The 24,257-nt window shown below is 42.1% G+C and carries 24 protein-coding genes; 16 read left to right on the top strand and 8 right to left on the bottom strand.

Annotated features, from left to right (window positions below):
• The first annotated feature begins 673 nt into the window (after positions 1 to 673).
• Positions 674 to 1,606, top strand: a complete 933-nt coding sequence (rluB, locus tag EAE91_RS07840; protein ID WP_214087989.1) for a 23S rRNA pseudouridine(2605) synthase RluB — start codon at positions 674 to 676, stop codon at positions 1,604 to 1,606.
• Between the two features lie 35 nt (positions 1,607 to 1,641).
• Here the strand turns inward: rluB and cobO are convergent, their stop codons facing one another.
• Both cobO and EAE91_RS07830 read right to left on the bottom strand, forming a co-directional pair.
• Positions 1,642 to 2,238 (bottom strand): cob(I)yrinic acid a,c-diamide adenosyltransferase, encoded by a 597-nt coding sequence (gene cobO, locus EAE91_RS07835; RefSeq protein ID WP_244868725.1) that lies wholly within the window; start codon positions 2,236 to 2,238, stop codon positions 1,642 to 1,644.
• The gene (locus EAE91_RS07830; protein WP_214087988.1) at positions 2,238 to 3,002 is read right to left on the bottom strand and encodes a YciK family oxidoreductase; all 765 of its coding nucleotides are present in this window, start codon (positions 3,000 to 3,002) and stop codon (positions 2,238 to 2,240) included. Before EAE91_RS07830 ends, cobO begins: the two co-directional genes overlap by 1 nt.
• A gap of 366 nt (positions 3,003 to 3,368) precedes the next feature.
• On the opposite strand from EAE91_RS07830, the gene catA reads away from it, so the two are divergent.
• The 4 genes from catA (at position 3,369) to sohB (ending at position 6,960) form a co-directional block, all read left to right on the top strand.
• A complete protein-coding gene (gene catA, locus EAE91_RS07825; protein ID WP_214087987.1) occupies positions 3,369 to 4,007 on the top strand; it encodes a type A chloramphenicol O-acetyltransferase in 639 nt (212 codons plus the stop codon).
• A 355-nt stretch (positions 4,008 to 4,362) separates the two neighbouring features.
• Positions 4,363 to 4,713 carry a hypothetical protein gene (locus tag EAE91_RS07820; RefSeq protein WP_214087986.1) on the top strand — a complete coding sequence of 117 codons (351 nt, stop codon included), beginning with the start codon at positions 4,363 to 4,365 and terminating at the stop codon, positions 4,711 to 4,713.
• Positions 4,714 to 4,724: 11 nt separating this feature from the next.
• A complete protein-coding gene (locus tag EAE91_RS07815; protein WP_214087985.1) occupies positions 4,725 to 5,450 on the top strand; it encodes a hypothetical protein in 726 nt (241 codons plus the stop codon).
• A gap of 463 nt (positions 5,451 to 5,913) precedes the next feature.
• A complete protein-coding gene (gene sohB, locus EAE91_RS07810; protein ID WP_214087984.1) occupies positions 5,914 to 6,960 on the top strand; it encodes a protease SohB in 1,047 nt (348 codons plus the stop codon).
• Between the two features lie 165 nt (positions 6,961 to 7,125).
• Here sohB and EAE91_RS07805 read toward each other — a convergent pair whose 3' ends face one another.
• Positions 7,126 to 7,305 (bottom strand): hypothetical protein, encoded by a 180-nt coding sequence (locus tag EAE91_RS07805; RefSeq protein ID WP_214087983.1) that lies wholly within the window; start codon positions 7,303 to 7,305, stop codon positions 7,126 to 7,128.
• 58 nt (positions 7,306 to 7,363) lie between these two features.
• Between EAE91_RS07805 and EAE91_RS07800 the strand changes: the two genes are divergently transcribed.
• Positions 7,364 to 8,194, top strand: coding sequence for an alpha/beta fold hydrolase (locus EAE91_RS07800; protein ID WP_214087982.1), 831 nt, complete (start codon positions 7,364 to 7,366; stop codon positions 8,192 to 8,194).
• A 105-nt stretch (positions 8,195 to 8,299) separates the two neighbouring features.
• Here the strand turns inward: EAE91_RS07800 and EAE91_RS24730 are convergent, their stop codons facing one another.
• Positions 8,300 to 8,419, bottom strand: coding sequence for a DUF2498 family protein (locus EAE91_RS24730; protein ID WP_339918525.1), 120 nt, complete (start codon positions 8,417 to 8,419; stop codon positions 8,300 to 8,302).
• A 432-nt stretch (positions 8,420 to 8,851) separates the two neighbouring features.
• Here EAE91_RS24730 and topA point away from each other — a divergent pair, with 432 nt between their 5' ends.
• Positions 8,852 to 11,452 (top strand): type I DNA topoisomerase, encoded by a 2,601-nt coding sequence (topA, locus tag EAE91_RS07790; protein ID WP_214087981.1) that lies wholly within the window; start codon positions 8,852 to 8,854, stop codon positions 11,450 to 11,452.
• 304 nt (positions 11,453 to 11,756) lie between these two features.
• Entirely contained in the window at positions 11,757 to 12,731 is a 975-nt protein-coding gene (cysB, locus tag EAE91_RS07785) for an HTH-type transcriptional regulator CysB (RefSeq protein WP_214087980.1), read from the top strand.
• A 49-nt stretch (positions 12,732 to 12,780) separates the two neighbouring features.
• Here cysB and EAE91_RS07780 read toward each other — a convergent pair whose 3' ends face one another.
• The gene (locus EAE91_RS07780) at positions 12,781 to 13,608 is read right to left on the bottom strand and encodes a hypothetical protein (RefSeq protein WP_214087979.1); all 828 of its coding nucleotides are present in this window, start codon (positions 13,606 to 13,608) and stop codon (positions 12,781 to 12,783) included.
• A gap of 253 nt (positions 13,609 to 13,861) precedes the next feature.
• Here EAE91_RS07780 and acnA point away from each other — a divergent pair, with 253 nt between their 5' ends.
• Positions 13,862 to 16,537 (top strand): aconitate hydratase AcnA, encoded by a 2,676-nt coding sequence (gene acnA / locus EAE91_RS07775; protein WP_214087978.1) that lies wholly within the window; start codon positions 13,862 to 13,864, stop codon positions 16,535 to 16,537.
• Between the two features lie 69 nt (positions 16,538 to 16,606).
• Here the strand turns inward: acnA and ribA are convergent, their stop codons facing one another.
• The gene (ribA, locus tag EAE91_RS07770) at positions 16,607 to 17,203 is read right to left on the bottom strand and encodes a GTP cyclohydrolase II (protein ID WP_214088000.1); all 597 of its coding nucleotides are present in this window, start codon (positions 17,201 to 17,203) and stop codon (positions 16,607 to 16,609) included.
• Between the two features lie 379 nt (positions 17,204 to 17,582).
• Here ribA and pgpB point away from each other — a divergent pair, with 379 nt between their 5' ends.
• The 7 genes from pgpB (at position 17,583) to EAE91_RS07735 (ending at position 22,565) form a co-directional block, all read left to right on the top strand.
• Complete coding sequence (pgpB, locus tag EAE91_RS07765) at positions 17,583 to 18,317, top strand: phosphatidylglycerophosphatase B (protein WP_214087977.1); 735 nt, start codon at positions 17,583 to 17,585, stop codon at positions 18,315 to 18,317.
• 160 nt (positions 18,318 to 18,477) lie between these two features.
• A complete protein-coding gene (locus EAE91_RS07760) occupies positions 18,478 to 18,789 on the top strand; it encodes a LapA family protein (protein WP_214087976.1) in 312 nt (103 codons plus the stop codon).
• A gap of 6 nt (positions 18,790 to 18,795) precedes the next feature.
• Positions 18,796 to 19,965 (top strand): lipopolysaccharide assembly protein LapB, encoded by a 1,170-nt coding sequence (gene lapB, locus EAE91_RS07755; protein WP_214087975.1) that lies wholly within the window; start codon positions 18,796 to 18,798, stop codon positions 19,963 to 19,965.
• 47 nt (positions 19,966 to 20,012) lie between these two features.
• Complete coding sequence (pyrF, locus tag EAE91_RS07750; protein WP_214087974.1) at positions 20,013 to 20,759, top strand: orotidine-5'-phosphate decarboxylase; 747 nt, start codon at positions 20,013 to 20,015, stop codon at positions 20,757 to 20,759.
• A complete protein-coding gene (gene yciH, locus EAE91_RS07745) occupies positions 20,749 to 21,075 on the top strand; it encodes a stress response translation initiation inhibitor YciH (protein WP_214087973.1) in 327 nt (108 codons plus the stop codon). Before pyrF ends, yciH begins: the two co-directional genes overlap by 11 nt.
• A 380-nt stretch (positions 21,076 to 21,455) precedes the next feature.
• Complete coding sequence (locus EAE91_RS07740; RefSeq protein ID WP_214087972.1) at positions 21,456 to 22,061, top strand: TetR/AcrR family transcriptional regulator; 606 nt, start codon at positions 21,456 to 21,458, stop codon at positions 22,059 to 22,061.
• A gap of 24 nt (positions 22,062 to 22,085) precedes the next feature.
• Complete coding sequence (locus tag EAE91_RS07735; protein WP_214087971.1) at positions 22,086 to 22,565, top strand: nuclear transport factor 2 family protein; 480 nt, start codon at positions 22,086 to 22,088, stop codon at positions 22,563 to 22,565.
• 98 nt (positions 22,566 to 22,663) lie between these two features.
• Here EAE91_RS07735 and EAE91_RS07730 read toward each other — a convergent pair whose 3' ends face one another.
• Positions 22,664 to 23,944: a type II toxin-antitoxin system HipA family toxin gene (locus EAE91_RS07730; protein WP_214087970.1), complete on the bottom strand. Its 1,281-nt coding sequence runs from the start codon at positions 23,942 to 23,944 to the stop codon at positions 22,664 to 22,666.
• Positions 23,941 to 24,129, bottom strand: coding sequence for a hypothetical protein (locus EAE91_RS24135; RefSeq protein WP_244868724.1), 189 nt, complete (start codon positions 24,127 to 24,129; stop codon positions 23,941 to 23,943). Before EAE91_RS24135 ends, EAE91_RS07730 begins: the two co-directional genes overlap by 4 nt.
• Positions 24,130 to 24,257: the final 128 nt, after the last annotated feature.

The following is a 24,257-nucleotide window of genomic DNA, read 5'->3' as shown; positions in this document are numbered from 1 at the left end:
ATTGACAACCGGGACATTGCCCTGATTTTGTACCTGCGTATGGTTATTGTCCGGTGTGATCCCCGCAGCAATCGCCGGGTGTAGCGGCTGAATTGCCGTCAGGTAAATTAAAAGATAACTCGTGCCTCTCGCCACCGAGTTGTTGCGTTTACTCATCGTACTATCCCTTTTGTTTAATTTAAGTGTTAAAAAGTCAGTGATGCTAACCAATAAGTGACCTGAGCATCTGCGGTCAGGCTTCGGGTATAAAATGACCATTTACCACAGAGAATATTGATTATTTAATAGTTACATTATTGAACCATTTTAATGCGTAACTAATTGATCGTCAGAATGGGTAGTATGAAATGTGATCGGTGCTGGGTTTTTTAATTCTGATAATGGGGAATCCGTCATATTAAATGTCGGTAAATCGCGATAAGGATGGAGATGTTGTTCCCTTACGCCAGCCATGATGTTTTCAGTTTTAGCGTGATGGGAATTGCTGGATTAGAATCATTGTGTCTGAAATTAGTGTAGAATGCTCGGCCACGGATTAGAATGTATGAGCTATTTTCTAGCATTCTACGCTATAAAATGTATTAAAATCAGTTTGTTATGATTGAATTCCACTATTAACGTATTGATTGATATATAACACGACGCCTGTGAAGGCGACAACAGAGGTTGCTCAATGAGCGGTAAGACACAGAAATCTGAAAAGTTACAGAAAATTCTCGCGCGTTCCGGTCACGGTTCCCGCCGCGAAATAGAAGGTTATATTCAACAAGGGCGCGTCAGTGTTGACGGTAAGATTGCGACTTTAGGTGATCGCCTTGAAGTTCAGCCCGCCACGAAAATCCGTCTCGATGGTCGGATATTAAATATCAAAGAATCACAAAAAGCGGTTTGCCGTGTTCTGGCTTATTACAAACCAGAGGGTGAGCTTTGTACTCGTCATGATCCAGAAGGGCGGCCAACGGTTTTTGATCGTCTGCCTAAATTGTTAGGTTCCCGCTGGATAGCGGTTGGGCGTCTGGATGTAAATACCTGTGGTTTGTTGCTATTTACCACGGATGGTGAGCTAGCTAATCGCTTGATGCACCCAAGCCGTGAAGTTGAACGCGAATATGCTGTTCGTGTCTTTGGTGAAGTTGATGATGCTAAATTGAAACAACTGGCTAAGGGCATTCAACTGGAAGATGGTCCCGCCTCATTCCGCACTATCGCGTTTAAAGGCGGTGAGGGAATGAATCAGTGGTATAACGTCACACTGACAGAAGGACGTAACCGTGAAGTTCGTCGTCTTTGGGAAGCAGTTGGTGTACAGGTGAGCCGTCTTATTCGTGTGCGTTATGGTGATATTGGTTTGCCAAAAGGCTTACCACGCGGGGGATGGACAGAACTGGGTCTGGAGCAGACTAACTATTTACGCCAATTAGTGGATTTGAATGAAGAGACGGTTTCCAAAGTGGCAGTGGGACCTGATCAACGTCGCCTTAAAGCTAACCAAATCCGCCGAGCGGTTAAACGCCATGCTCAAGTCGCATCGCGTCCATCGGCAGGAAAACGTCCGGGCAGTTCACGCCAGAAAGCGGGGCGAACAACCGCACCAAAAGGCCGTTAAGTTTTCTGGGTCTCGTGTCATAACGGGACCTTTTTTTACCAATCGATCCCTTTTTGTGCCTTAATACCGGCGTCGAAGGCATGTTTTATCGGACGCATCTCTGTGACGGTATCTGCCATTTCCAATAATTCACGATGACAACCGCGACCGGTGATAATAACGGATTGGTGTTCCGGTCGGTGGTTGAGCGCAGTAATAACTTCTTCCAGAGGAAGATAGCCATAACTCACCATATAAGTCAGTTCATCCAGGACAACTAGATCTAAATCGGGATCAGATAACATCTCTAACGCATGACGCCATACTTGACGGCAGGCTACAGTATCGGTTTCCCGACTTTGAGTTTCCCAAGTAAAACCTGTCGCCATAACATGGAAATTCACTCCATGTTGTTCTAGTAGATTTTTTTCGCCATTCTCCCATGTACCTTTAATAAACTGGATCACACCGGCACGAAATCCATGACCTATCGCACGGGTCACGGTACCAAATGCAGCGGTGGTTTTGCCTTTACCATTGCCGGTAAAAACAATGAGAATACCTCGTTCTAATTGGGCGGCTTCAATACGGGAATCCACTCTTTCTTTTAGGCGTTGTTGCCTTTTTTGATGTTGGCTGTCATTGATTGTCATTATTCGGCTGGCCCTGCTTTGCGTCCGGGTTGTGCATCAAAACTGATGCCTGTTTTATGCAGACTATCTCTGCCCATAAGATAAAGATACAGCGGCATAATATCTGCCGGTGTTTTCAGTTTAGCAGAATTTTCGTTAGGGAATGCGCGGGCGCGCATATTTGTGCGTGTACCGCCGGGATTAATGCAGTTAACGCGCAGAGAAGTGTGTTTATATTCTTCTGCTAAAACTTGCATCATGCTTTCGGTTGCAAATTTAGAGGCAGAATAGGCTCCCCAACCACAGCGACCTTCGCGACCAACGCTCGAACTGGTAAAGATTAATGAGCCGTCGGGTGACTGCAATAATAGCGGCAATAAGGCTTGGGTTAACATAAAGGTCGCATTGACGTTGATTTGCATAACGTCATGCCATAATTGGACGGGTTGCTCTGCCATCGGTGCGACAACTCCCAATAAACCGGCATTATGCAATACGCCATCCAGACGCGGATAATGTTGTGCTAAATCGTTAGCGAATGTCTGACACTCTTCGGCTGTGACGGTAAGCAGATCCATTGTGTAAACAGTTGCGGGAGCACCACCTACTTGTTCAATCTCTTTTTGAACAGCTTCCAGTTTGTACGTTGTTCTGCCAAGTAAGATCACTTGTGCGCCATAACGGGCGTAAGTTAAAGCCGCTTCACGGCCAATACCCTCTCCAGCGCCTGTCACTAAAATAATGCGTTGTTGTAGAAGGTCATGTTTTGGTTGGTAATGTAACATTTGAAGATTTCCTGTTATTGACGGCGCGATTTATTACCGTCGGAGGCCGTTCGGGCTATCAAAACAGAAAGTTATATATTGAGTCAAATTTGCCAAGGTTGATTGCTCAGGAGATAAACGGAGAAACATGGCAGGTTATAGCGGTTTGCGTAAGTTTTTATGGTGCGGAGTTTCTTGTTGTCTGATTTGTAAAGATAATGCTGTGTTGGTAGTTATTTGTTTTTAGCTAATGTATAATTTTTCTTCATCAGAGATTGAGTATTTAATCTAATTTCGTACCGGAGTGATTATGATCCCAATACAAACAGAGAGAACAGCCCTTCTAATTTAATTGATTTGTTAAATCTTACATTAGAAGGGGAAAACATGAATTACTCAAAGGTTGATATAGAACTCTGGGATAGGAAAGAGCATTTCTTGCATTACCGTAATGTCGTGCAATGCGGATTTAGTCTAACAACTAAAATTGATATTACCCATTTGTTATCTACGTTGGTAGAAAAACGATATCAATTCTACCCAACCATGATTTATTTAATATCTAAAGTTGTGAACTCTTACTCTGAATTCAGAATGGCTATAAAAGATGAAGAATTAATTGTATGGGATGATGTAAATCCTGCGTATACAATCTTTCATAAGGAAACCGAAACATTCTCGGCGATTTGGACTGAGTTCAATTCTGATTTGGCAGAGTTTATGAAAAATTATTCTGCTGATTATGAAACCTATAAAGATGATTTTTGCTTTTTTTCTAAACCAGAACTACCTGAAAACCACTTTCACATATCATCAGTGCCGTGGGTAAGTTTTGATGGATTTAACTTGAACATGGCGAGTTTTACGGATTATTTTCCGCCTATATTTACAATGGGAAAGTTTTACCAAAATGGAAATCAAACTCAGTTGCCTTTGGCAATTCAGGTGCATCATGCTGCTTGTGATGGTTTCCATGTGGGACGTGTTATTAATAGCTTACAAGAGCTATGTAACGATTTTATTTAGTTGAAGCCAACCTGAATTATGCTAATAGCCATCAGTTAACACTGGTGGTTTTTACGATGAGAGAAGCATTTAAGGTACTGGCACATTAGCATAACTCTGACGAAATCGAAGCAGAGTTATTTTTACCAGTATAGAAGTAAGCCTTACATGAGATTTTCTGTTCAATGTCGTAATGGCAACTTAAGTAGCGGAAGTTGGTCGGGATCATGATTATGACTGGGCTATTGCTGTACAAGCGGCGGGTTGTTAAATTTGTTGAACTAGAGGTTCAATGCGACTATTATCATGTTAGGTGATATAAATTTGTATCATGCTAAGCGCTATTCACCTCAATTTCATAATGTTAGGGGGCTATATGAGAACTGAACATACTAGGTCTATACAGACCATTAGCCACTCAACGGAAGTTATCAATTCTTTTTTTGATGAGCCATCACAGAGGATGTTTTCTGTTAGACGCTTAAGCTGTAGAGTTGATATTAAGCGTCAATTGTTTATCGTTACTGTTGAAAACATAGACAACTCAAGCAAGTTCAAGGTGATCCCATATGCTGAACTTACTGTTTGTAAAGACAAGATAAGATATCTTGTAAATCCGGCATATCAGTATCCTGAATTGGAAGATAGATTGTCTTCAATAAATATCAATATTGAAAAAACTGTTTGTGATTTTATTCAGAAATATAACCCTGTTGCTAGTGTATAGTTGAGATAAAGATGGCCCCTGATCTGAACGATTCATATATTAAAGATTTAAGTAGAAAACCTGACTGTATAAAAGAAGAGATTGTAGAGAAGTTCTATCACTTATCAAAAGATGGTGATTTATTAGAGGTAATTGAATACCTCTTAAGTGGTGGCGAGTATCATTACTACATAGGGATCATTCGATTAGGATGCTTCACTGAAGATTACTATAAGTCTCAGTCTCTTGAGATGCTTGATAGTGGTTACGATGAACAAGAAATTATTCAGTATCTAATAGATCTTGACATGAACAATCCTGATGAGGATGAGTTAATAGGTCGCATTGCATACAATGATTTTAATTTCTATGACGATGGTATAAAAAAGACAGGCAAGCAGATAAAGGGGGCATTTATTTCGCCAGATTATCAGGCAGCAGGTCTGGGGCGTTCAATATACAGAAGGCTAGTCTTAAAGCACAATCATATTATTTGCGATAATATTCAAAGTGTTGCTGGTGGTACATTGTGGGCGAGCGGAATAATAGCATTAGCTGATGTTAGGGTGTATGACACCATGCGGCATAAATTTATCGATGTGCTGACAGAGGGTGGAATTGGGATTAATGGTGTTAAGCCTTGGAGTGTTACACATCTTTCTATGAGTGAACTTTCTCGGTGGGAACCGAACTCGATGTCTCATGATTGTTGTCATCATATCGTTAATATTATAAGCAAAGACAAATTATACAACTAAATCCATTTCGGTGAGTTTTTTCATATATGCCGCTTAATTGCGGTTTTTTTGTATCTAAAATAACCGTAGGTGGTGACATATCATTGATTAAGGGCAGCATAATGATGGGGGTTATTTACCCCTTATTCTTTACTCACAGTGATAGCAGTTTACTTTTCCATTGTTCAATAATTTCTCTCTTTTCTTTCAGATAGTCGTAGCGATCAGGTAGTTGTAACAGTCATAGTGCTTGGTTGAAACACCGGTTTTTTTGTGATTCTGCAATCTATTCTTCATTTTTGAACTGGTCCCCCATTTCTCCATCTAATGGTGTAGAATTAGCTACCGAGATCGATATACTGAACGTTCTTATTTTGTACATATTCGTTTTTATTGAATACTAATTAATTATAATATATTGTTTTTAAATGAAAAAATTAAATGTATTTATTGTAAATTCATAGTCTAAAAAAAGGTGGATTTTGTGGAGTACTTATCTCTTTACGGGTTGTTTTTAGCCAAAGTAGTTACGCTGGTGTTGGCGGTTATTGCTCTGGCAATATTCGGTATCGGCATAGGAATGCGGAAATCTTCGCTAAAAGGAGAATTGAAACTCGTCGATCTCGGTGAGTCATATCGGGATAAACAGCGTCAAATGCAGCGGGCGCGCATGACAGAAGCGGAAGGGAAAATCTGGCAGAAAGAGTTTAATAAGCAACAAAAGCTCGAATCTAAGCAGAAGAAAAGTGATGCTAAGGCCGGTCATAAAGGGTTACAGAAACCTTGTCTTTATGTACTGGATTTTAAAGGGAGTATGGATGCACATGAAGTCGATTCATTACGTGAAGAGATTAGCGCAATTCTAGCCGTGGCAGATGCAAAAGATGAAGTGTTGCTACGTCTGGAAAGTCCTGGAGGTATGGTGCATGGTTATGGATTGGCGGCCTCTCAACTTGCCCGTTTGCGTCAGAAAGGTATTCGCTTGACTATCGTCGTAGATAAAGTTGCTGCCAGTGGAGGCTATATGATGGCTTGTGTTGCTGATCGTGTAGTTGCTGCACCTTTTGCTATTATTGGTTCTATTGGCGTGGTCGCTCAGATTCCGAACATTCATAAACTATTGAAGAAAAATGATATCGATGTAGAACTCCATACGGCTGGTGAATATAAACGCACACTGACTGTGTTAGGAGAAAATACAGAGCAGGGACGGAAAAAATTTCAGGAAGATCTGAATCAGACTCACGAACTATTCAAAGCGTTTATCCATACACATCGCCCATCACTTGACGTGGAAAGTGTGGCGACAGGCGAATATTGGTACGGCTCACAGGCGAAAGAGAAGGGATTAATTGACGAAATTGGTGTCAGCGATGATCTGTTGATTGCTCAAATAGATAATTGTGAAGTTATTGGTGTCAGTTATACACGCCGTAAACGCATGGTAGAGCGTTTCACCGGCAGTGCAATGGAAAGTATTGATAAACTGTTATTGCGCTGGTGGCAAAGAGGGGAGAAGCCTCTGCTTTAATTAAATCTGCTATTTTGGATCAATTATCTTGGCGTATCCTAAGGCGTTCTATTTCGACGTTCAGGGACGCCTCGATATATTGCTTAATTGTAATGTGCTAATTGAACAGAACGACGCTTATTCTCATGATGTTATTCCACTGAAAAACCAGCTATTTTGGCCCTGTTAAAATATTACAGGTGTTACATAATTTGCTTTACATCCCCCTTCCTGCTTGTGATGAGCAGCAGGCTTTTCTACACCAATAGTTGATACTCTGGCTTTGCGTTTATCTGTTTTGCCTGGCTGATCTTCAAGCAAGTACAAGTCATTTTTGTACAGCGCTATTGGCATCTTTAAACGCACTATGCAAATCCTCGAAGAATGGCAACTTATAATAATATTCATAAGGAAATAAAGTATTATGGCTACTTCACAATACGATATTCATACCAGTCATGCTGTCATCTCTGTTGCTGATACGGGAGGTGATGGGTTACCGGTCCTCCTTATACATGGTAATTCAAGTTGTAAAGAGGTTTTTCGCCATCAAATTAACTGTTTTGGTGACGAATACCGGATTTTAGCTATTGATTTACCCGGGCACGGTGCTTCATCAAATGCAGTGGACCCTCGCCGGACCTATTCGATACCTGGCTATGCCCTTTGCATCATTGAAGTACTGGAAAAATTAGGCATCGATAAAGTTGCTGTTTTCGGATGGTCACTGGGAGGACATATCGGTTTGGAGCTGATTTCGCGATTCCCAGGGATTGTTGGGCTAATGATTTGTGGCACGCCGCCGGTTAGCCCAGGTGCAGAGAATGTTAGTCTTGGATTTAAACCAAGCCGGTTTATGGCAATATCTGGTAAGGCTTCGCTGACAGAAGAGGAGATTACAGATTATACCTTGGCGTTGTATGGAAAAGACGCACTTTGTGAGCCATTTTTAAGAGCCGCAGTAGCGCGGACCGATGGTTTGGCTCGGCAGTATATGTCTGAAGCGTCGGTTTCACCGGACGTTATGGATCAACGGTTATTGGTTGAAACAAACCCAACACCACTGGCTATCGTTAATGGTGCAGAAGATTTATTTGTTAATATTGATTACATTAACGGGATAACCTACAAAAATCTTTGGACTGGTCGGGTGTATAACTTGCTCAACTTAGGGCATGGGCCATTCTGGGAAGCACCAGAGCTGTTTAATCGTTTGGTGGCGGGTTTTTTCTCTGATCTCACCTTAGAAGTGTAATTAATACCTGTAGTTTGTCATCAGCGGTGTTTTATATACCCGGCAGATATATTTTTATATCGTTTTCATATATCTGCCTATTCATTGCTCAATAAATTTTTGTCATTAATTTTCGAGATAATATTGTTTCGATAGGATATGCGTCAGGTGTTTGAACATATTGAAAATGGCAGTACTTTTGACTGTGGGTAAACCATTTTCGCTTAGAAAAGATTCACCATCAATACTTATACATCTCCTTCTTGTTCTACGCTATTTATATACATTCTATGAATAAAATTTTCACGTTGGTGGATAATATCGCTGGCTTTTTTTAGTCCATTGTTTCCCTTTAATCGGTGTTGTTCTGTTTCTACCTTTTTCTGTCCTTATCAAAAATAATTTGTTGCGCATCATTTTTTATCAGGTAGAGTGTGAACTTTTCATCATGCAGATGGAAGATTTTGTTTACGGTGATCACTTCATTCATTTGCATAGCTCATGGGCGGTATCTAAAATACCTTAGATAATTCAGTATGTTTCGAGTTCGGGGGAATCAACTGAATAAAAATAAGTTGATATATTGAGAATCTATCGCAATATAAAAAGAGGTTTTAAATACCGTGATATGGCGCAGTGAATTCCACCATCTGAAAAGATAATTAGGTAAAGATAACTATGGGTAAAGCTCTTGTAATAGTGGAGTCCCCGGCAAAGGCCAAAACAATCAACAAATATTTGGGGAGTGACTACGTGGTGAAATCCAGCGTTGGTCATATCCGTGATTTGCCGACCAGTGGCTCAGCCAGCCAAAAGAGTTCGAGCTCATCTACCGATAAGTCTAAGAAGAAGGTTAAAAAAGATGAGAAAGCTGCATTAGTCAACCGTATGGGGGTTGATCCATACCGTGGTTGGGAAGCGAATTATCAGATTTTGCCGGGCAAAGAGAAGGTCGTGGCAGAGCTAAAATCACTGGCTGAAAAAGTTGATCATGTTTATCTCGCAACGGATCTTGACCGCGAGGGAGAAGCCATTGCATGGCACTTGCGGGAAGTGATTGGCGGTGATAGTGGCCGTTTTAGTCGGGTTGTTTTTAATGAAATTACTAAAAATGCCATCAAGCAGGCATTTGATAATCCGGGTGAATTGAATATTCACCGAATAAATGCTCAACAAGCTCGCCGTTTCATGGATCGAGTCGTGGGTTATATGGTTTCTCCGCTACTGTGGAAGAAGGTCGCCAGAGGGCTCTCCGCCGGTCGTGTGCAATCGGTGGCGGTACGCCTTGTGGTAGAAAGAGAGCGTGAAATTAAAGCGTTTGTGCCGGTGGAATATTGGCAATTACATGCTGATTTGCTGGCGAAAGGTGAAATTTCACTGCATATGGAAGTGACCCACCAGCAGGGTAAGCCGTTTAAGCCGGTTAATAGTGAACAAACCCAAGCCGCTGTTTCTTTGCTGGAAAAAGCCCGTTACAAGGTGATCGATCGTGAAGATCGCCCAACATCCAGTAAACCGGGTGCGCCGTTTATCACATCTACATTGCAGCAGGCAGCCAGCACGCGTTTAGGGTTTGGTGTTAAAAAGACCATGATGATGGCTCAGCGTTTGTATGAGGCCGGATATATTACTTATATGCGTACTGATTCAACTAACTTGAGTCAGGATGCGCTGGATATGGTTCGTGGTTATATCAGTGATAATTTTGGCGATAAATACCTGCCAAAAGCAGCCAATACTTACAGCAGTAAAGAGAATTCACAGGAAGCGCATGAAGCGATTCGTCCTTCCAGTGTTGATATCATGGCAGAACAACTGAAAGATATGGATGCGGATGCACAGAAGCTGTATCAGCTAATTTGGCGTCAGTTTGTGGCTTGTCAAATGACTCCGGCGAAATACGACTCCACAACATTGACTGTACAAGCGGGTGATTTTGAATTGCGAGCCAAAGGTCGTACATTGCGTTTTGATGGCTGGACAAAAGTGATGCCTGTATTGCGCAAAGGTGATGAAGACCACACGTTGCCAGTTGTTGAAATTGGTACAGAACTTGATTTGCAACAACTGATCCCAAGCCAGCACTTCACCAAACCACCGGCACGTTACAGTGAGGCATCCTTGGTGAAAGAGCTGGAGAAACGTAGTATTGGTCGGCCATCCACTTATGCTTCCATTATCTCTACAATTCAGGAGCGTGGTTATGTTCGCGTAGAGAGTCGCCGTTTCTACTCAGAGAAAATGGGGGAGATTGTTACTGATCGTCTGGAAGAGAATTTCAACGAGCTGATGAGTTATGATTTTACTGCGCGAATGGAAGATCAGCTTGATCAGGTTGCAAGTAATAAAGCCGAATGGAAAGGGATTCTGGATGAGTTTTTCACTGATTTTAGTGAACAGCTAGACGTCGCCAATAAAGAGCCGGAAGAGGGGGGTATGCGGCCCAATCCGATGGTAATTACCTCTATTGAGTGCCCGACATGTCAGCGCTCTATGGGCATTCGAACAGCAACTACTGGCGTTTTCCTGGGATGTTCTGGCTATGCGTTATCACCAAAAGAGCGTTGTAAACAGACGATAAACCTTATCCCTGAGAATGAAATTCTTAATATCTTGGAAGGGGATGAGGCGGAAACAAACGCATTGCGCGCCCGTCGTCGCTGTAAAAAATGTGGTACGGCGATGGACAGCTACCTTATTGATAACCAACGGAAATTACATGTTTGCGGTAATAACCCTGCTTGTGATGGTTATGAAGTGGAAGAGGGCGAATTTCGCATTAAGGGATATGACGGTCCTGTTATCGAATGTGATAAATGTGGCGCTGAAATGCACCTGAAAATGGGGCGTTTTGGTAAATACATGGGCTGTACCGATGAAACTTGTAAAAATACTCGCAAGATATTGCGTAGTGGGGAAGTCGCGCCGCCAAAAGAGGACCCGGTTCCGTTACCAGAGCTTCCTTGTGAAAAATCTGACGCCTATTTTGTATTGCGCGATGGTGCCGCTGGCGTATTTTTAGCGGCGAATACTTTCCCTAAATCTAGAGAGACCAGAGCGCCACTGGTAGAAGAGCTAGCGCGTTTTAAAGAGCGTCTGCCGGAGAAATTGCGTTATTTGGCTGATGCTCCTGTGGCGGATGCGGAAGGCAATAAAACAGTTATCCGTTTTAGCCGTAAAACTAAACAGCAATATGCTTCTTCGGAGAAAAATGGCAAGGCAACGGGTTGGAGTGTGTTTTATGTTGATGGAAAATGGGTTGAGAAAGATAAAAAGTAGCAATTTTTGACAGAATCAACACTCTCTTTTTCTTAGAAAAGGGATTATTTTCTTCTATTAAGCCAACCTTATAGGTTGGCTTTTTTCGTCTATAGGCAGTATCTTAAAATGTATGAATTAGAATCGCGCTAAACATTCATTATGAATTTTAGATTATTCGTTATATAAATATATAATCGTGTTATAGTGGTTATATGCGATAACAATATTATTTCTATTCGTTATAATAAATAGCAAACAGCAATATCAGTCCAGGTTTCTAAGTCATAATTGTTCACAGCGTTTATTTTGGGATGGTGTTTATATGAAATTGCAACAGCTTCGTTACATCGTGGAGGTGGTAAACCACAACCTTAATGTTTCATCTACGGCAGAAGGATTGTATACATCTCAACCAGGGATAAGTAAGCAAGTCAGAATGCTTGAAGATGAATTAGGTATTCAGATTTTTTCCCGTAGTGGTAAACACCTGACGCATGTTACTCCCGCAGGTGAAGAGGTTGTCCGAATTTCTCGTGAAGTATTATCTAAGATTGATGCAATACGGTCAGTTGCTAGTGAACATACTTATCCGAATCGTGGTTCGCTATATATTGCTACTACCCACACACAGGCCCGTTATGCATTACCTCCTGTGATTAAAGGCTTTATTGAACGTTATCCGCAGGTTTCTTTACACATGCATCAGGGGTCGCCAACGCAAATTGCTGAAGCTGTGAGTAAAGGTAATGCTGATTTTGCTATTGCAACTGAGGCCCTGCATTTATATGAAGATTTGGTCATGTTGCCTTGTTACCATTGGAACAGGACATTGGTGGTGACGTCGGATCACCCGCTGGCAGGTAAAGAGAGCGTTTCAATTGAAGAATTAGCTGAATATCAACTGGTCACTTATACATTTGGCTTTACTGGTCGTTCTGAGTTAGATATTGCATTCGATAAAGTGGGTTTAAAACCTAAAATTGTTTTCACTGCGACGGATGCTGATGTTATTAAAACTTATGTCCGGTTAGGGTTAGGTGTGGGAGTTATTGCCAACATGGCGGTTGATCCGGTACAGGATAAAGATCTGGTTTGCATTGATATGCGTGATAAATTCGGCTATAGCACAACTAAGATTGGTTTTCGTCGCAGTAGTTTCTTACGCAGCTACATGTATGACTTTATGTGGCGTTTCGCGCCTCATTTGACGCGTGATGTTATTGATCAAGCAGTTGCTTTACGCTCAAATGAAGATATCGAAGCTATGTTCAAAGATATCAAATTACCAATCGTATAATGAAATAATTAGGGAGTTAATATTGCTATTAGCTCCCTAAATTTACTTATCAGATGGGTTCAAACTCACCGCTGAAGAAGTCATCGGACTCTTCTATTGATGTTTTTCTTTGTTTGTTAATGAAACTATCAAAACTGGCTTTAATCTCAGGATCTTCGAGTGCTTCATAGTCTAGGACCGATATTAAGGATGAATACTCAAAATCAACGTTGACATTTTCATTGGAAGCACAACTTGATAAAAAGTTTGAATTAGTGCTATCAAAATTAACCCGATAGAGTTTTAGTTTCGGAATATATACGGTCTTATCTCCTACAATCAAGGTATCGATCGCAATCGTCAGTGTTACAGTAGAATAGAAGCCTTTATTTTTCCGTATACCTAAACGAATCGTTTCCCCTTGTTTAGTAAGGAACTTAGCGAAATCTGGCAGCATATCTGTATTTTCGAATACAACCACATTCATAATGAAATTAAGGAAACTTTTTGAGATGCTTAAACCATTTAATGAATCGGTGTAATTTTTCGATTCAACTTTGCTGGTGCCCATTAGAGGTAACTTGTTAACCACTTTACTCCAAAAGTCCATATCTGTTTTATATTGCTCTCCATATTTTTCCGCGTATTTATTGACATAATTGGTTGCGATGGAGGAGAGTGCAATTAATGTTTTACTTAAACTATTAGTTTTCTCTATAATTTCTGGGTTATCAGATAATTGTTTGGCTATAATGAACTGAACTAAACCATCTTTTTCGTTATATTTATTGGTATTTTCTATATTAAAATAAGTGTCGTCGATGTGAAAGAATGTATTAGCTTCATTGATTTTTGCGATATGTTCCTGGTTATGTGTAATTGCGTTTTTTATATCCATTATTTTGTCCTTGTTTTTTTAATTGATAAATTGAATCCAATTGAATTGTTAGCGAGCTAATTCTATCTGATTATCATTCGATTGTTTACCCGACTAAATTATCAAAATTTATTACTGAAATTCTGATGGATACTCTGAATTGACCCATTGTGCGGTAATAAAAAACAAATATTTGCTTATATGTTATGTTTAATGTGTGCCATTATCGTTAAGGTGGTTTTGAGTTATGCCAATATAAGAAGAAGGAGGAGTTATGTCGTTTGATTTGAAAAAGGTTTGTGTTTCAACACTTTCCGCTGCAAGTAAACAATATGATTATTACAGCTTACCACTGGTTGCTAAACATTTGGGGGATATTTCCCGTTTACCCAAATCCATGAAAGTTCTGCTGGAAAATCTTCTTCGCAATATTGATGGCAATTCTGTTGTTGATGATGATTTGAAAGCAATTGTTGATTGGCAGAATACTGGTCATGCAGACAGAGAAATTGCTTACCGGCCAGCGCGTGTATTGATGCAGGATTTCACCGGTGTTCCTGCCGTTGTTGATTTAGCGGCTATGAGAGAAGCGGTTCAGCGTCTTGGTGGTGATGTTGAACAAGTTAATCCACTATCACCCGTTGATTTGGTTATTGACCATTCAGTTATGGTGGATAAATTCGGCACGGAAAAAGCCTTTGAACAAAATGTTCAATTAGAAATGGAACGGAACTATGAACGTTATCTCTTTCTGCGTTGGGGGCAAAAAGCATTTAACCGTTTTCGTGTTGTTCCGCCAGGAACTGGGATTTGCCATCAGGTAAATTTGGAATACTTGGGAAAAACAGTTTGGCATGAAACGCATAATGGGCGGGAGCTGGCTTATCCTGATACCTTGGTTGGTACCGATTCTCATACCACTATGATCAATGGCCTCGGTGTTTTAGGATGGGGTGTAGGCGGTATTGAAGCTGAAGCGGCTATGTTAGGGCAACCTGTTTCCATGCTTATTCCTGATGTAGTGGGTTTTAAACTTACCGGCAAGTTACGCGAAGGGATTACCGCAACAGATCTTGTACTGACAGTAACTCAGATGCTGCGTAAGCATGGCGTGGTCGGGAAATTTGTTGAATTTTATGGGGATGGGTTAGCTGATTTGCCGCTGGCAGACAGGGCAACCATTGCCAATATGTCGCCAGAATATGGTGCAACTTGTGGTTTCTTCCCGGTAGATGATATTACCCTGAGCTACATGCGGTTGACAGGGCGTACAGAACAGCAGATTGCGCTGGTGGAAGCCTATTGTAAAGTTCAGGGATTATGGCGAAATCTTGGTGATGAACCGGTATTTACCAGCAGTCTTGAACTGGATATGTCAACAGTGGAAGCGAGCCTCGCTGGACCGAAACGTCCACAAGATAGAGTGGCTTTAGCGCGAGTACCTCAAGTATTTCAATCAGCCGTTGATCTGGAAATGAATAAATCCCAGGGGAAAGCCGTTTCAGCGCCAGTTAATCAGGATAACCAGAAGTACGAGTTAGCAGAGGGAGCTGTCGTCATTGCCGCGATAACTTCCTGTACCAACACATCTAATCCCAGTGTACTGATGGCTGCGGGTTTATTGGCGAAGAAAGCGGTTGAGAGGGGGCTTAAACGCCAACCGTGGGTGAAAACCTCACTGGCACCCGGCTCGAAAGTGGTGACGGATTACCTTGAACTGGCGGGTTTGATGCCATATCTGGAGAAACTGGGCTTCAATCTAGTTGGCTACGGTTGCACAACTTGCATTGGTAATTCTGGGCCTTTGCCTGAATCTATTGAAACGGCGATTAAGCAAGCTGATCTTACCGTCGGTGCCGTCCTTTCTGGCAACCGAAACTTTGAAGGTCGTATCCATCCTCTGATAAAAACTAACTGGCTAGCGTCGCCGCCGCTAGTTGTGGCATATGCTTTATCCGGCAGCATGAAAAAGGATTTGACTAAAGATCCTCTTGGTCAAGATCAACAAGGCAATGATATCTATTTGAAGGATATATGGCCTGATAGCAAAGAAATTGCTAAAGCCGTTGATCAAATTAAGGCTGATATGTTTCACAAAGAGTATGCGGAAGTCTTTGACGGTGATGAAATATGGCAATCGCTGGATGTTGCTAGCTCGGCAACTTATCACTTCCAGCCTGATTCTACTTATATTCGCCATCCGCCATTCTTTAGTGAGATGACAGCAGAGCCAGAAACGATAACAGATATTCACGGTGCGAATATATTGGCTATTCTTGGGGATTCTGTCACCACGGACCATATTTCTCCGGCGGGGAATATCAAAGCTGACAGCCCGGCAGGGCGTTATCTTCAAGAACATGGCGTTGAACCTAAAGATTTTAACTCCTACGGATCAAGGCGCGGTAATCATGAAGTCATGATGCGTGGAACGTTTGCCAATATCCGTATCCGTAATGAGATGATTTCTGGTGTAGAAGGAGGATATACCCGCCATATTCCGTCGCAGACACAATTAGCGATTTATGATGCGGCTATGCGTTATCAGGAAGAAAAAACACCATTAGCTATTATTGCGGGCAAAGAATATGGTTCCGGTTCGAGCCGCGACTGGGCAGCGAAAGGGACTCGATTATTGGGAGTTAGAGTGGTAATTGCTGAATCATTTGAACGTATTCACCGTTCGAACCTGATTGGTATGGGCGTATTACCATTGGAATTTCCTCAGGGCGTAAATCGTAAGACGCTAAATCTGCAAGGTGATGAGACAATTGATATTGAAGGGATGAATAACCTTAAGCCGGGACAGATTGTGCCGGTGAAAGTGACTTATATGGATGGGCGTAAGGAAATCATTAATGCTCAATGTCGTATTGATACCAGAACTGAATTAGATTATTTCCACCACGGTGGTATCCTGCATTATGTCATTCGCCACATGTTGAAATAATTTTTACACCATACTAAAGACGGCACTGATTATTTAAGTGCCGTCTTTTCCGGCTATCTTACTGAAAAACTAATTTTGCTCAGGTAACAAATGACCCATTTTTTTGGCTTTTGTGTCCAAATAATAAGCATTATTAGGATTCCGGCCGGTTATTAATGGAACACGTTCTACAATATTAATACCTGCTTCGGTCATAATTTCCACTTTTTTAGGGTTATTTGTCAGCAGACGAATAGCTTGAACGCCGAGTAATTTATACATATCTGCACATAGGGTGAAATCACGTTCGTCGGCGGCAAAACCTAACTGATGGTTAGCTTCTACAGTATCGATACCGTTATCTTGTAATGCGTAAGCCCGAATCTTGTTGATTAAGCCGATATTACGACCTTCTTGCCGATGGTAAAGTAGAACCCCTCGTCCTTCTTTAGCAATCTGGGCAAGGGCGGCTTCAAGTTGAAATCCGCAATCACAACGTAAACTAAACAGGGCGTCACCGGTCAGGCATTCCGAATGGATCCTAGAAAGAACAGGCTCATTGCCAGAAATAGAACCGTATACTAATGCGACATGATCTTGGCCTGTGGCGATTTCTTCAAAGCCGACCATCAAAAAATCGCCCCAGGGAGTAGGTAACTTGGCCTCAGCGACTCGTTTTAATTGCATTTTATTGTTCATATGTTGATTCAGACTCGTTACAAGACATATACCCGTCATCTTTCAAATTGCCTCTTTGTTGGCTGCGCTCACTCACCCCGGTCACATAGTTATCTATGCTCCCGGGGATTCGTTCCCTTGCCGTCGCGATGCATCTTGAAATCCATAAGGTATAGATGTGGAAAACAATATCGGTCTGGGAAATCAGCGGACACTGCGTAAAAGATTTTCTCTGATTGATTATAGTGCGGCGTATTCTGCCATATTTACCGCAAATTATCTGTTAAAAACTTTCAAATAATCATATATAAATGGCAGCTATGGCACTAACATGTTAACGCTGAACAGGTTTTTAAAATGTGTATAAAAATAGTCTCTGGTGTTAGATATGAATCAATTTACCAAACCCATTATTATCGCAACTCTGATTTTATTACTACCACCTGTAGCAGTATTGATGGTGGGTTGGCAATGGCAACCTATGGGCGAATATTTATGGCTTGAAATCCTGTATTGGATTACTAATACTTCTGGTAAGCCGTGGTGTTATCTGGTTTTTCTGTTCTTTATTTTAGGGCTGCTACTGTTGTTCGCTACTTCGGCCAGACAGGGGGTAATATTGGTCGCTATTGTTATGATGCTCCTTTTAACGGGGCAAGGCATAAAGGTTTTGGTAAAAAATACCACTAAAGAGCCTCGCCCCTATGTTGTTTGGTTAGAAAAAAGCTATCGGGTGCCAACAGGTGAGTTTTATCAGCACCAGCGAAAACAGCGGGCCGAGGTGTTGCAACGCTATTTAAAAGCTGATGACCGTATTCCACAATGGCAACTTACTCATTGGAAAAGAGAGACCGGATATGCTTTTCCTTCTGGGCATACCTTGTTTGCTGCAAGTTTGTCACTACTTTTAGTGGGATTTTTATGGCCACGTCGTCGCTATATTTTATCTATAATTGTGACGGTATGGGCAATGGGTGTTTTGATTAGCAGGATGGCATTAGGTATGCATTGGCCGCAGGATATTATCACATCAACGTTAATTAGTGCGGTATTAGTGATGGTTATTTGTTATCTCACAGAAAAATGGCGGGTGATTGACGATAAAAAGGATTTGGCGGTGTAATTGCTTCTTATTTACACTTAATCGACGGGAAGATAGCGTAAAATAGCTGAAAGGCGCATTTATCATGATAAATTGCTTCCTTTATCCAGACTGGAAATGCTAATTTAATGAGCCGTTATCCAGCATAATGTCCAAGCAACAATAGATAACAGGAAAAAATGTGAAATATTTTCTGATTTTATTACTGGTATTGGTGGTCTTTGTCATCTCGGTGACTCTGGGATCAAATAACGATCAAATTGTTACATTTAACTATCTGATTGCTAAAGGGAATTACTCTGTATCTACACTTTTGGCTGTATTGTTTGCCAGTGGTTTCGTGTTAGGCTGGGTTATTTGTGGATTATTTTATTTTCGTGCTCGTTTGTCATTAGGAAGAGCTGAACGAAAGATTAAGCGACTCGAAGCGCAACTGGAGCAACCTGCTGAGTCTTCGGTTGCTCATTCATCGCTTGCACTTAGCAAGGAATAAACTCCTATGTTAGAGCTGTTGTTTCTGTTGCTTCCTGTGGCCGCTGCTTATGGCTGGTATATGGGGCGCAGGAGTGCTCAACAGGATAAGCAACAAAATGCTGATCGCTTATCACGGGAATATGTTGACGGAGTTAACTTTCTCCTTTCAAACCAGCAAGATAAAGCCGTGGATCTGTTTCTTGAAATGCTTAAAGAAGATAGTTCCGCTTTTGAAGCTCATTTGACTTTGGGGAATCTATTCCGTTCCAGAGGGGAAGTAGAGCGGGCTATCCGCATTCATCAATCTCTCATGGAAAGCGCTTCTCTGACATTTGATCAGCGTCTGCTTGCGACGCAACAATTGGGCCGCGATTATATGTCTGCGGGTTTGTATGATCGTGCTGAAAATATGTTCGCTCAGTTGGTGAATGAAAAAGATTTTCGGGAAAATGCGTTTCAATCACTTCTGACTATTTATCAATCAACCAGTGATTGGAAAAAGGCCATTGATATCGCTGAGAAATTAGTTAAATCTGGCAAACATGATTTACGGGAAAAAATTGCCCATTTTTATTGTGAACTCGCTTTACAGGAGATGAGCGGTGATGATCTTGATGAGGCGATCGGTTATCTCAGTAAAGCGGTTCAGGCAGATAAAAACTGCGCCAGAGTTTCTATCATGTTGGGTCGCTTGTTTATGGCCCGACAAGAGTACATGAAAGCAGCGGATGCTTTAAAATCTGTTCTTGAGCAAGATAAAAAGTTGGTTAGTGAGGTGTTGCCTATTCTCCAGGAGTGTCACCAGCATCTGAATCAGATTGATGAATGGGAAGATTTCCTGAGACGTTGTGTAGAGGAAGATTGTGGGGCCACGGCGGAACTTTTGCTGGCTGATATTATCGAGCAGCAAAAAGGGCATGAAGTCGCGCAAGTTTATATCAACCATCGATTAAAGCGTCATCCGACCATGCGCCTATTTTATCGCCTTATGGATTACCATTTGGCTGAGGCAGAAGAGGGGCGAGCGAAAGAAAGTATTATCTTGTTAAGGGACATGGTTGGTGAGCAAATTCGTACTAAACCCAATTATCGCTGCCATAAATGCGGCTTTACTTCTCATTCACTTTATTGGCACTGTCCATCATGTCGTTCGTGGGACTCAATTAAACCGATCCGTGGATTAGATGGTCAGTGACATAGCGTCATCATAATATTGCTTTGTTAGTCAAAAAGGTTAAAAAAATGACATCTCATACCTTAACATCGTTCGGTAGACAGATTAGCTCGCCTGTCATTGTTGCTTTAGATTACGATAATCAGGATGCGGCGCTGGCTTTTGCCGACAAAATTGATCCACAGGATTGCCGTCTGAAAGTAGGTAAAGAGATGTTTACCCTTCATGGTCCGCAGTTTGTTAAATTGCTGCACCAACGTGGTTTTGAAGTATTTTTGGATTTGAAATTCCATGATATTCCTAATACTACCGCCAGAGCGGTAGCTGCTGCTGCTGAGATGGGGGTTTGGATGGTAAACGTACATGCTAGTGGTGGTGCCAGAATGATGACAGCGGCGAAAGAGGCGTTGTTACCTTATGGTTATGATGCGCCATTGTTAATTGCTGTCACGGTATTAACCAGCATGGAACAATCGGATCTACAAGGTGTTGGTATTGATATGACACCAGCACAACAGGCAGAAAGGTTGGCAAAACTGACTCAGGCATGTGGGCTAGATGGTGTGGTTTGTTCTGCGCATGAAGCTCAGCAACTGAAAAAGGTTTGTGGTCAGAGTTTTCAATTAGTTACTCCCGGTATTCGACCGATGGGCAGTGATGCGGGCGATCAGCGCCGTATCATGACGCCAGAACAGGCGGTATTGGCTGGGGTTGATTATATGGTCATTGGGCGTCCGATTACCCGTGCCGCCGATCCTGCGGCAGCATTGCGTCAGATTAATCAATCTATTGTGGGAGTTGTTAATGCAAGATAATAATTCGCGTCTAGTCTATTCCACAGAAAAAGGCCGCATTCAGGAAGAAACGGTTAAACCTCAGCGTCCAAAAGGGGATGGTATTGTTCGTATTCAGCGTCAAACCAGTGGCCGTAAAGGAAAAGGGGTTTGTGTAATTACCGGAATTGATGCTGATGATCAGGCATTAGTTAAGCTGGCGGCTGAATTGAAGAAAAAATGTGGCTGTGGTGGTTCAGTAAAGGATGGTGAAATAGAAATTCAGGGTGATAAAAGGGATTTATTGAAACAGTTACTTGAAGCCAAAGGTATGACAGTTAAATTAGCTGGTGGTTGACAGAAGGGCGGTATTCGCCCTTCATTTTATTTTTTCCTAATTATCAGTGGTGTTTTTATATATTAATTAATAATATTCCTAATTATTTTAATTAAAATTAATTTACAATAAATAGGCGAAATAGATTATTAAAATAATTTAATGATATTGTTTATTTCCTCTTAAAAATAAATTTCTATTTTTTAATTAATATAATAATCAAGATAAGGATAGCAGAAAATTTAATATTATCTCTTCATGTCTCTGATAAGATCATTATTAAAAGGCGTTTTCATATGGTAATGAGCACCTTTGATGGTAAAGGCGGTGAATATTAATAATTGTTTTTAAAATCATAGGGATAACAATTTAAATCTATTTTTTTAGTAAAGAGGTTGACTATGGAGAATGATCGTTCTACCATGAAAAACATGGAAGGTGAGCAGGTGCCCAACATCAGGGAAAACATGTTGGATGTTGTAGAGGAGTTGATTTACACAAGGGGGATTGCGGCGACAGGTATTGATCTGATAACGCGTACGACAGGTTCTTCACGTAAGACAATTTATCGTTATTTTGGTACGAAAGAGGGGCTGATTGAAGAAGTTCTTCGTCGGCGAGATGAACGATGGATGCGGTGGTTTACCACATCAATAGCCGAATATAAAACGCCTAAAGAAAAATTGCTGAATATTTTTCTGGTATTACAAAGATGGTTCGCAAGTGATGATTTTAGAGGATGTGCATTTATCAATACATCCGGTGAACGCCCTAATCCTGATGATCCGGTAAGAAGAATTGCTAAGGAACATAAAGGGAAAGTTTTTACTTACATACTTTCTATTTGTGAAGAAATATCACTAGATTCATCGGTGGATTTAGCGAGGAAGCTTCTACTCTTAATAGAAGGCGCTATTACAACTGCGCATATGATGAATGATACACACTATGCTTTAGAGGCGATGAATATTGCCGGGGCATTGCTGAATAAATACGATGTGAGTTAATGGAAAATTTAATTAGGAGACAATATGTCTAATACAAAAGAAATTCGCCAACCGGTACCGCCGTTTACCCGAGAAACTGCTATTCAAAAAGTCCGTTTAGCGGAAGATGGATGGAATAGCCGTGACCCTGAAAAAGTTTCATTGGCCTATTCATTGGATACCCATTGGCGTAATCGTGCTGAATTTGTGGATAGCCGAAAAGAAGCTCAGGATTTATTAACCAGAAAATGGGCGAAAGAGCATGAATATCGCTTAATTAAAGAACTTTGGGCGTTTACTGAGAATAGAATAGCGGTTCGTTATGCTTATGAATGGCATGACGATTCCGGTAACTGGTTTCGCTCATATGGTAATGAGAATTGGGAATTTAACGAAGATGGCTTGATGTATAACCGCTATGCTTGCATTAATGATCTTCCGATAAAAGAATCTGAACGCAAATTCCATTGGCCTTTAGGTCGCCGTCCTGATGATCATCCTGGATTATCTGAGTTAGGGTTGTAATCCTTTTCAGGCGACGGTCAAGACGCGGTTGATGTGCAGTACCTCCCGCCGGGGCCTTCTGATTAACAGAAGAATTCAGAAGGCTCGTACTTTGATATTTATCGTTTGAGGCAGGACAGATTTCGGTTAATGCAGTTTGTGACCTGACGGAGTTCGTCAGTGGGAATATCATCAGTGACATCCCGTGCAGTATGAGAGAAGTTGGCGGCGACATCCGCTACTTCATCAATGATATTGTTCATTCTGGCCGGCGCGATGCCTGCATCTTTGGCAACTTTCAACAACATGGTGCGGGTGATATCGGTTCCGTAGCCGGTCACCGAGGTTTGATGTTGTCCGCCGGGTCCGTCCGCAAAGGTCAGATCATAGGCGGGAGACACTACCCACTCATTGTTTTCATTCAAAATGAAGGAAAAATTCTTCACATGATCATCACGATTATGCATCAACACGTTGAACACCATACGCCGGGCCTGAATTTCTCGCGCAACAACAGTGCGCGTGATGGAGCCCGTCGCCCGTAAGATATCTATGTAATCCATACAGGGTAATCGGAAGTCGGCATGTAGGGCGCCGGCCATACTCAGTACCGGCACCCGCATTCCATTCTCACGATCGAAACGCTGGACACCGAAAGCAGCAAGCTCCCCTCCAAGGCGGAAATAGCGACTTGTGGGGAAATCAATGCCCGCTATTCTGGCAGTACAGGCATATGCTTCTTCAAGGGCACAGACCCAAGGATTCTCCTCTGCTGCGGGGAATTTGACCAACCAAGGTTCACTTTCTGGGAATGCAGTTGTTTTCATCTGGCCGGTGGATGGATTGTATTCTACCTGTGCTTTGGGTCTGGCTCCGTGAGGCGAGCCGCCAAGCAGGAAAAGTTCACGCAGTGCCTCCGAATCCTGACCGGTGACTTCCTGACGGATCTGTTGAGCCAGCCCGGTCAAGTTTAGAATACTATATTTGTCTTCTTGGTCGTCCGGTAAAGGCAGAGCAGGTTGGTAGGTCAGAGCCCCCATTGTGTTATCGCTCAGCAATGCCAGGCGTTCCAGGACGGAAATCCGGCCGGGATCGACATGATTACGGCGCAGGAACCGATCCATAAGCAGCCGTCCCCAGCCATCCGGCAGGGAATCTGCGATGAAGCCAGGGAGCCAGTCCTGAAAGTGCTCAAAATTCGCGTAAGTCTCTGTAGAAAGTGGCAGTTGTAGGGGCGAGAATTCGATGCCACTATCAAGAGCTTCATGGGTGTACTCAAATAAATAGCGGCCACGTACAGTACTTTCGGCCAGATGGCCCAACACCCACTGTTCCCCACGACCGCGGTAGATCACTTGTAGTCGATCCAGTGACCGGTATTGAAAGTTTCGCGTCGTCATTTTTTTGCGTCTCCTGATTGATGAGCGCGGCCATTGCCGGAGGGTTTCCGAGATGAACGTTGGGTTTGCCGGGCGCGCTGGCGAACTGGTGCTTTCATGGCTTCAAGCTGTGCAATGCTAGTCGGTTGTAGCATAAACAGGGACTTAATTGCGTTCTCCAGCCGCAGAGCAAAGACGACCTTCATGAAATTCTCAAGCGTGCCCCGCCCGCTGCCTTCAAGTTTTTTGAGCGCAGAGACGGAAATACCGCTCCTGAGCGCTAGCTCTGTTTGGAGCATGTTACGCCGTAACCGGTGCTCACGGAGGCGGTGCC

This window comes from Photorhabdus noenieputensis (genome assembly GCF_018448935.1).
Taxonomy (GTDB): domain Bacteria; phylum Pseudomonadota; class Gammaproteobacteria; order Enterobacterales; family Enterobacteriaceae; genus Photorhabdus; species Photorhabdus noenieputensis.
Note: the sequence above shows the minus strand (reverse complement) of the source record. Positions and strands in the feature narration are given on the sequence as shown.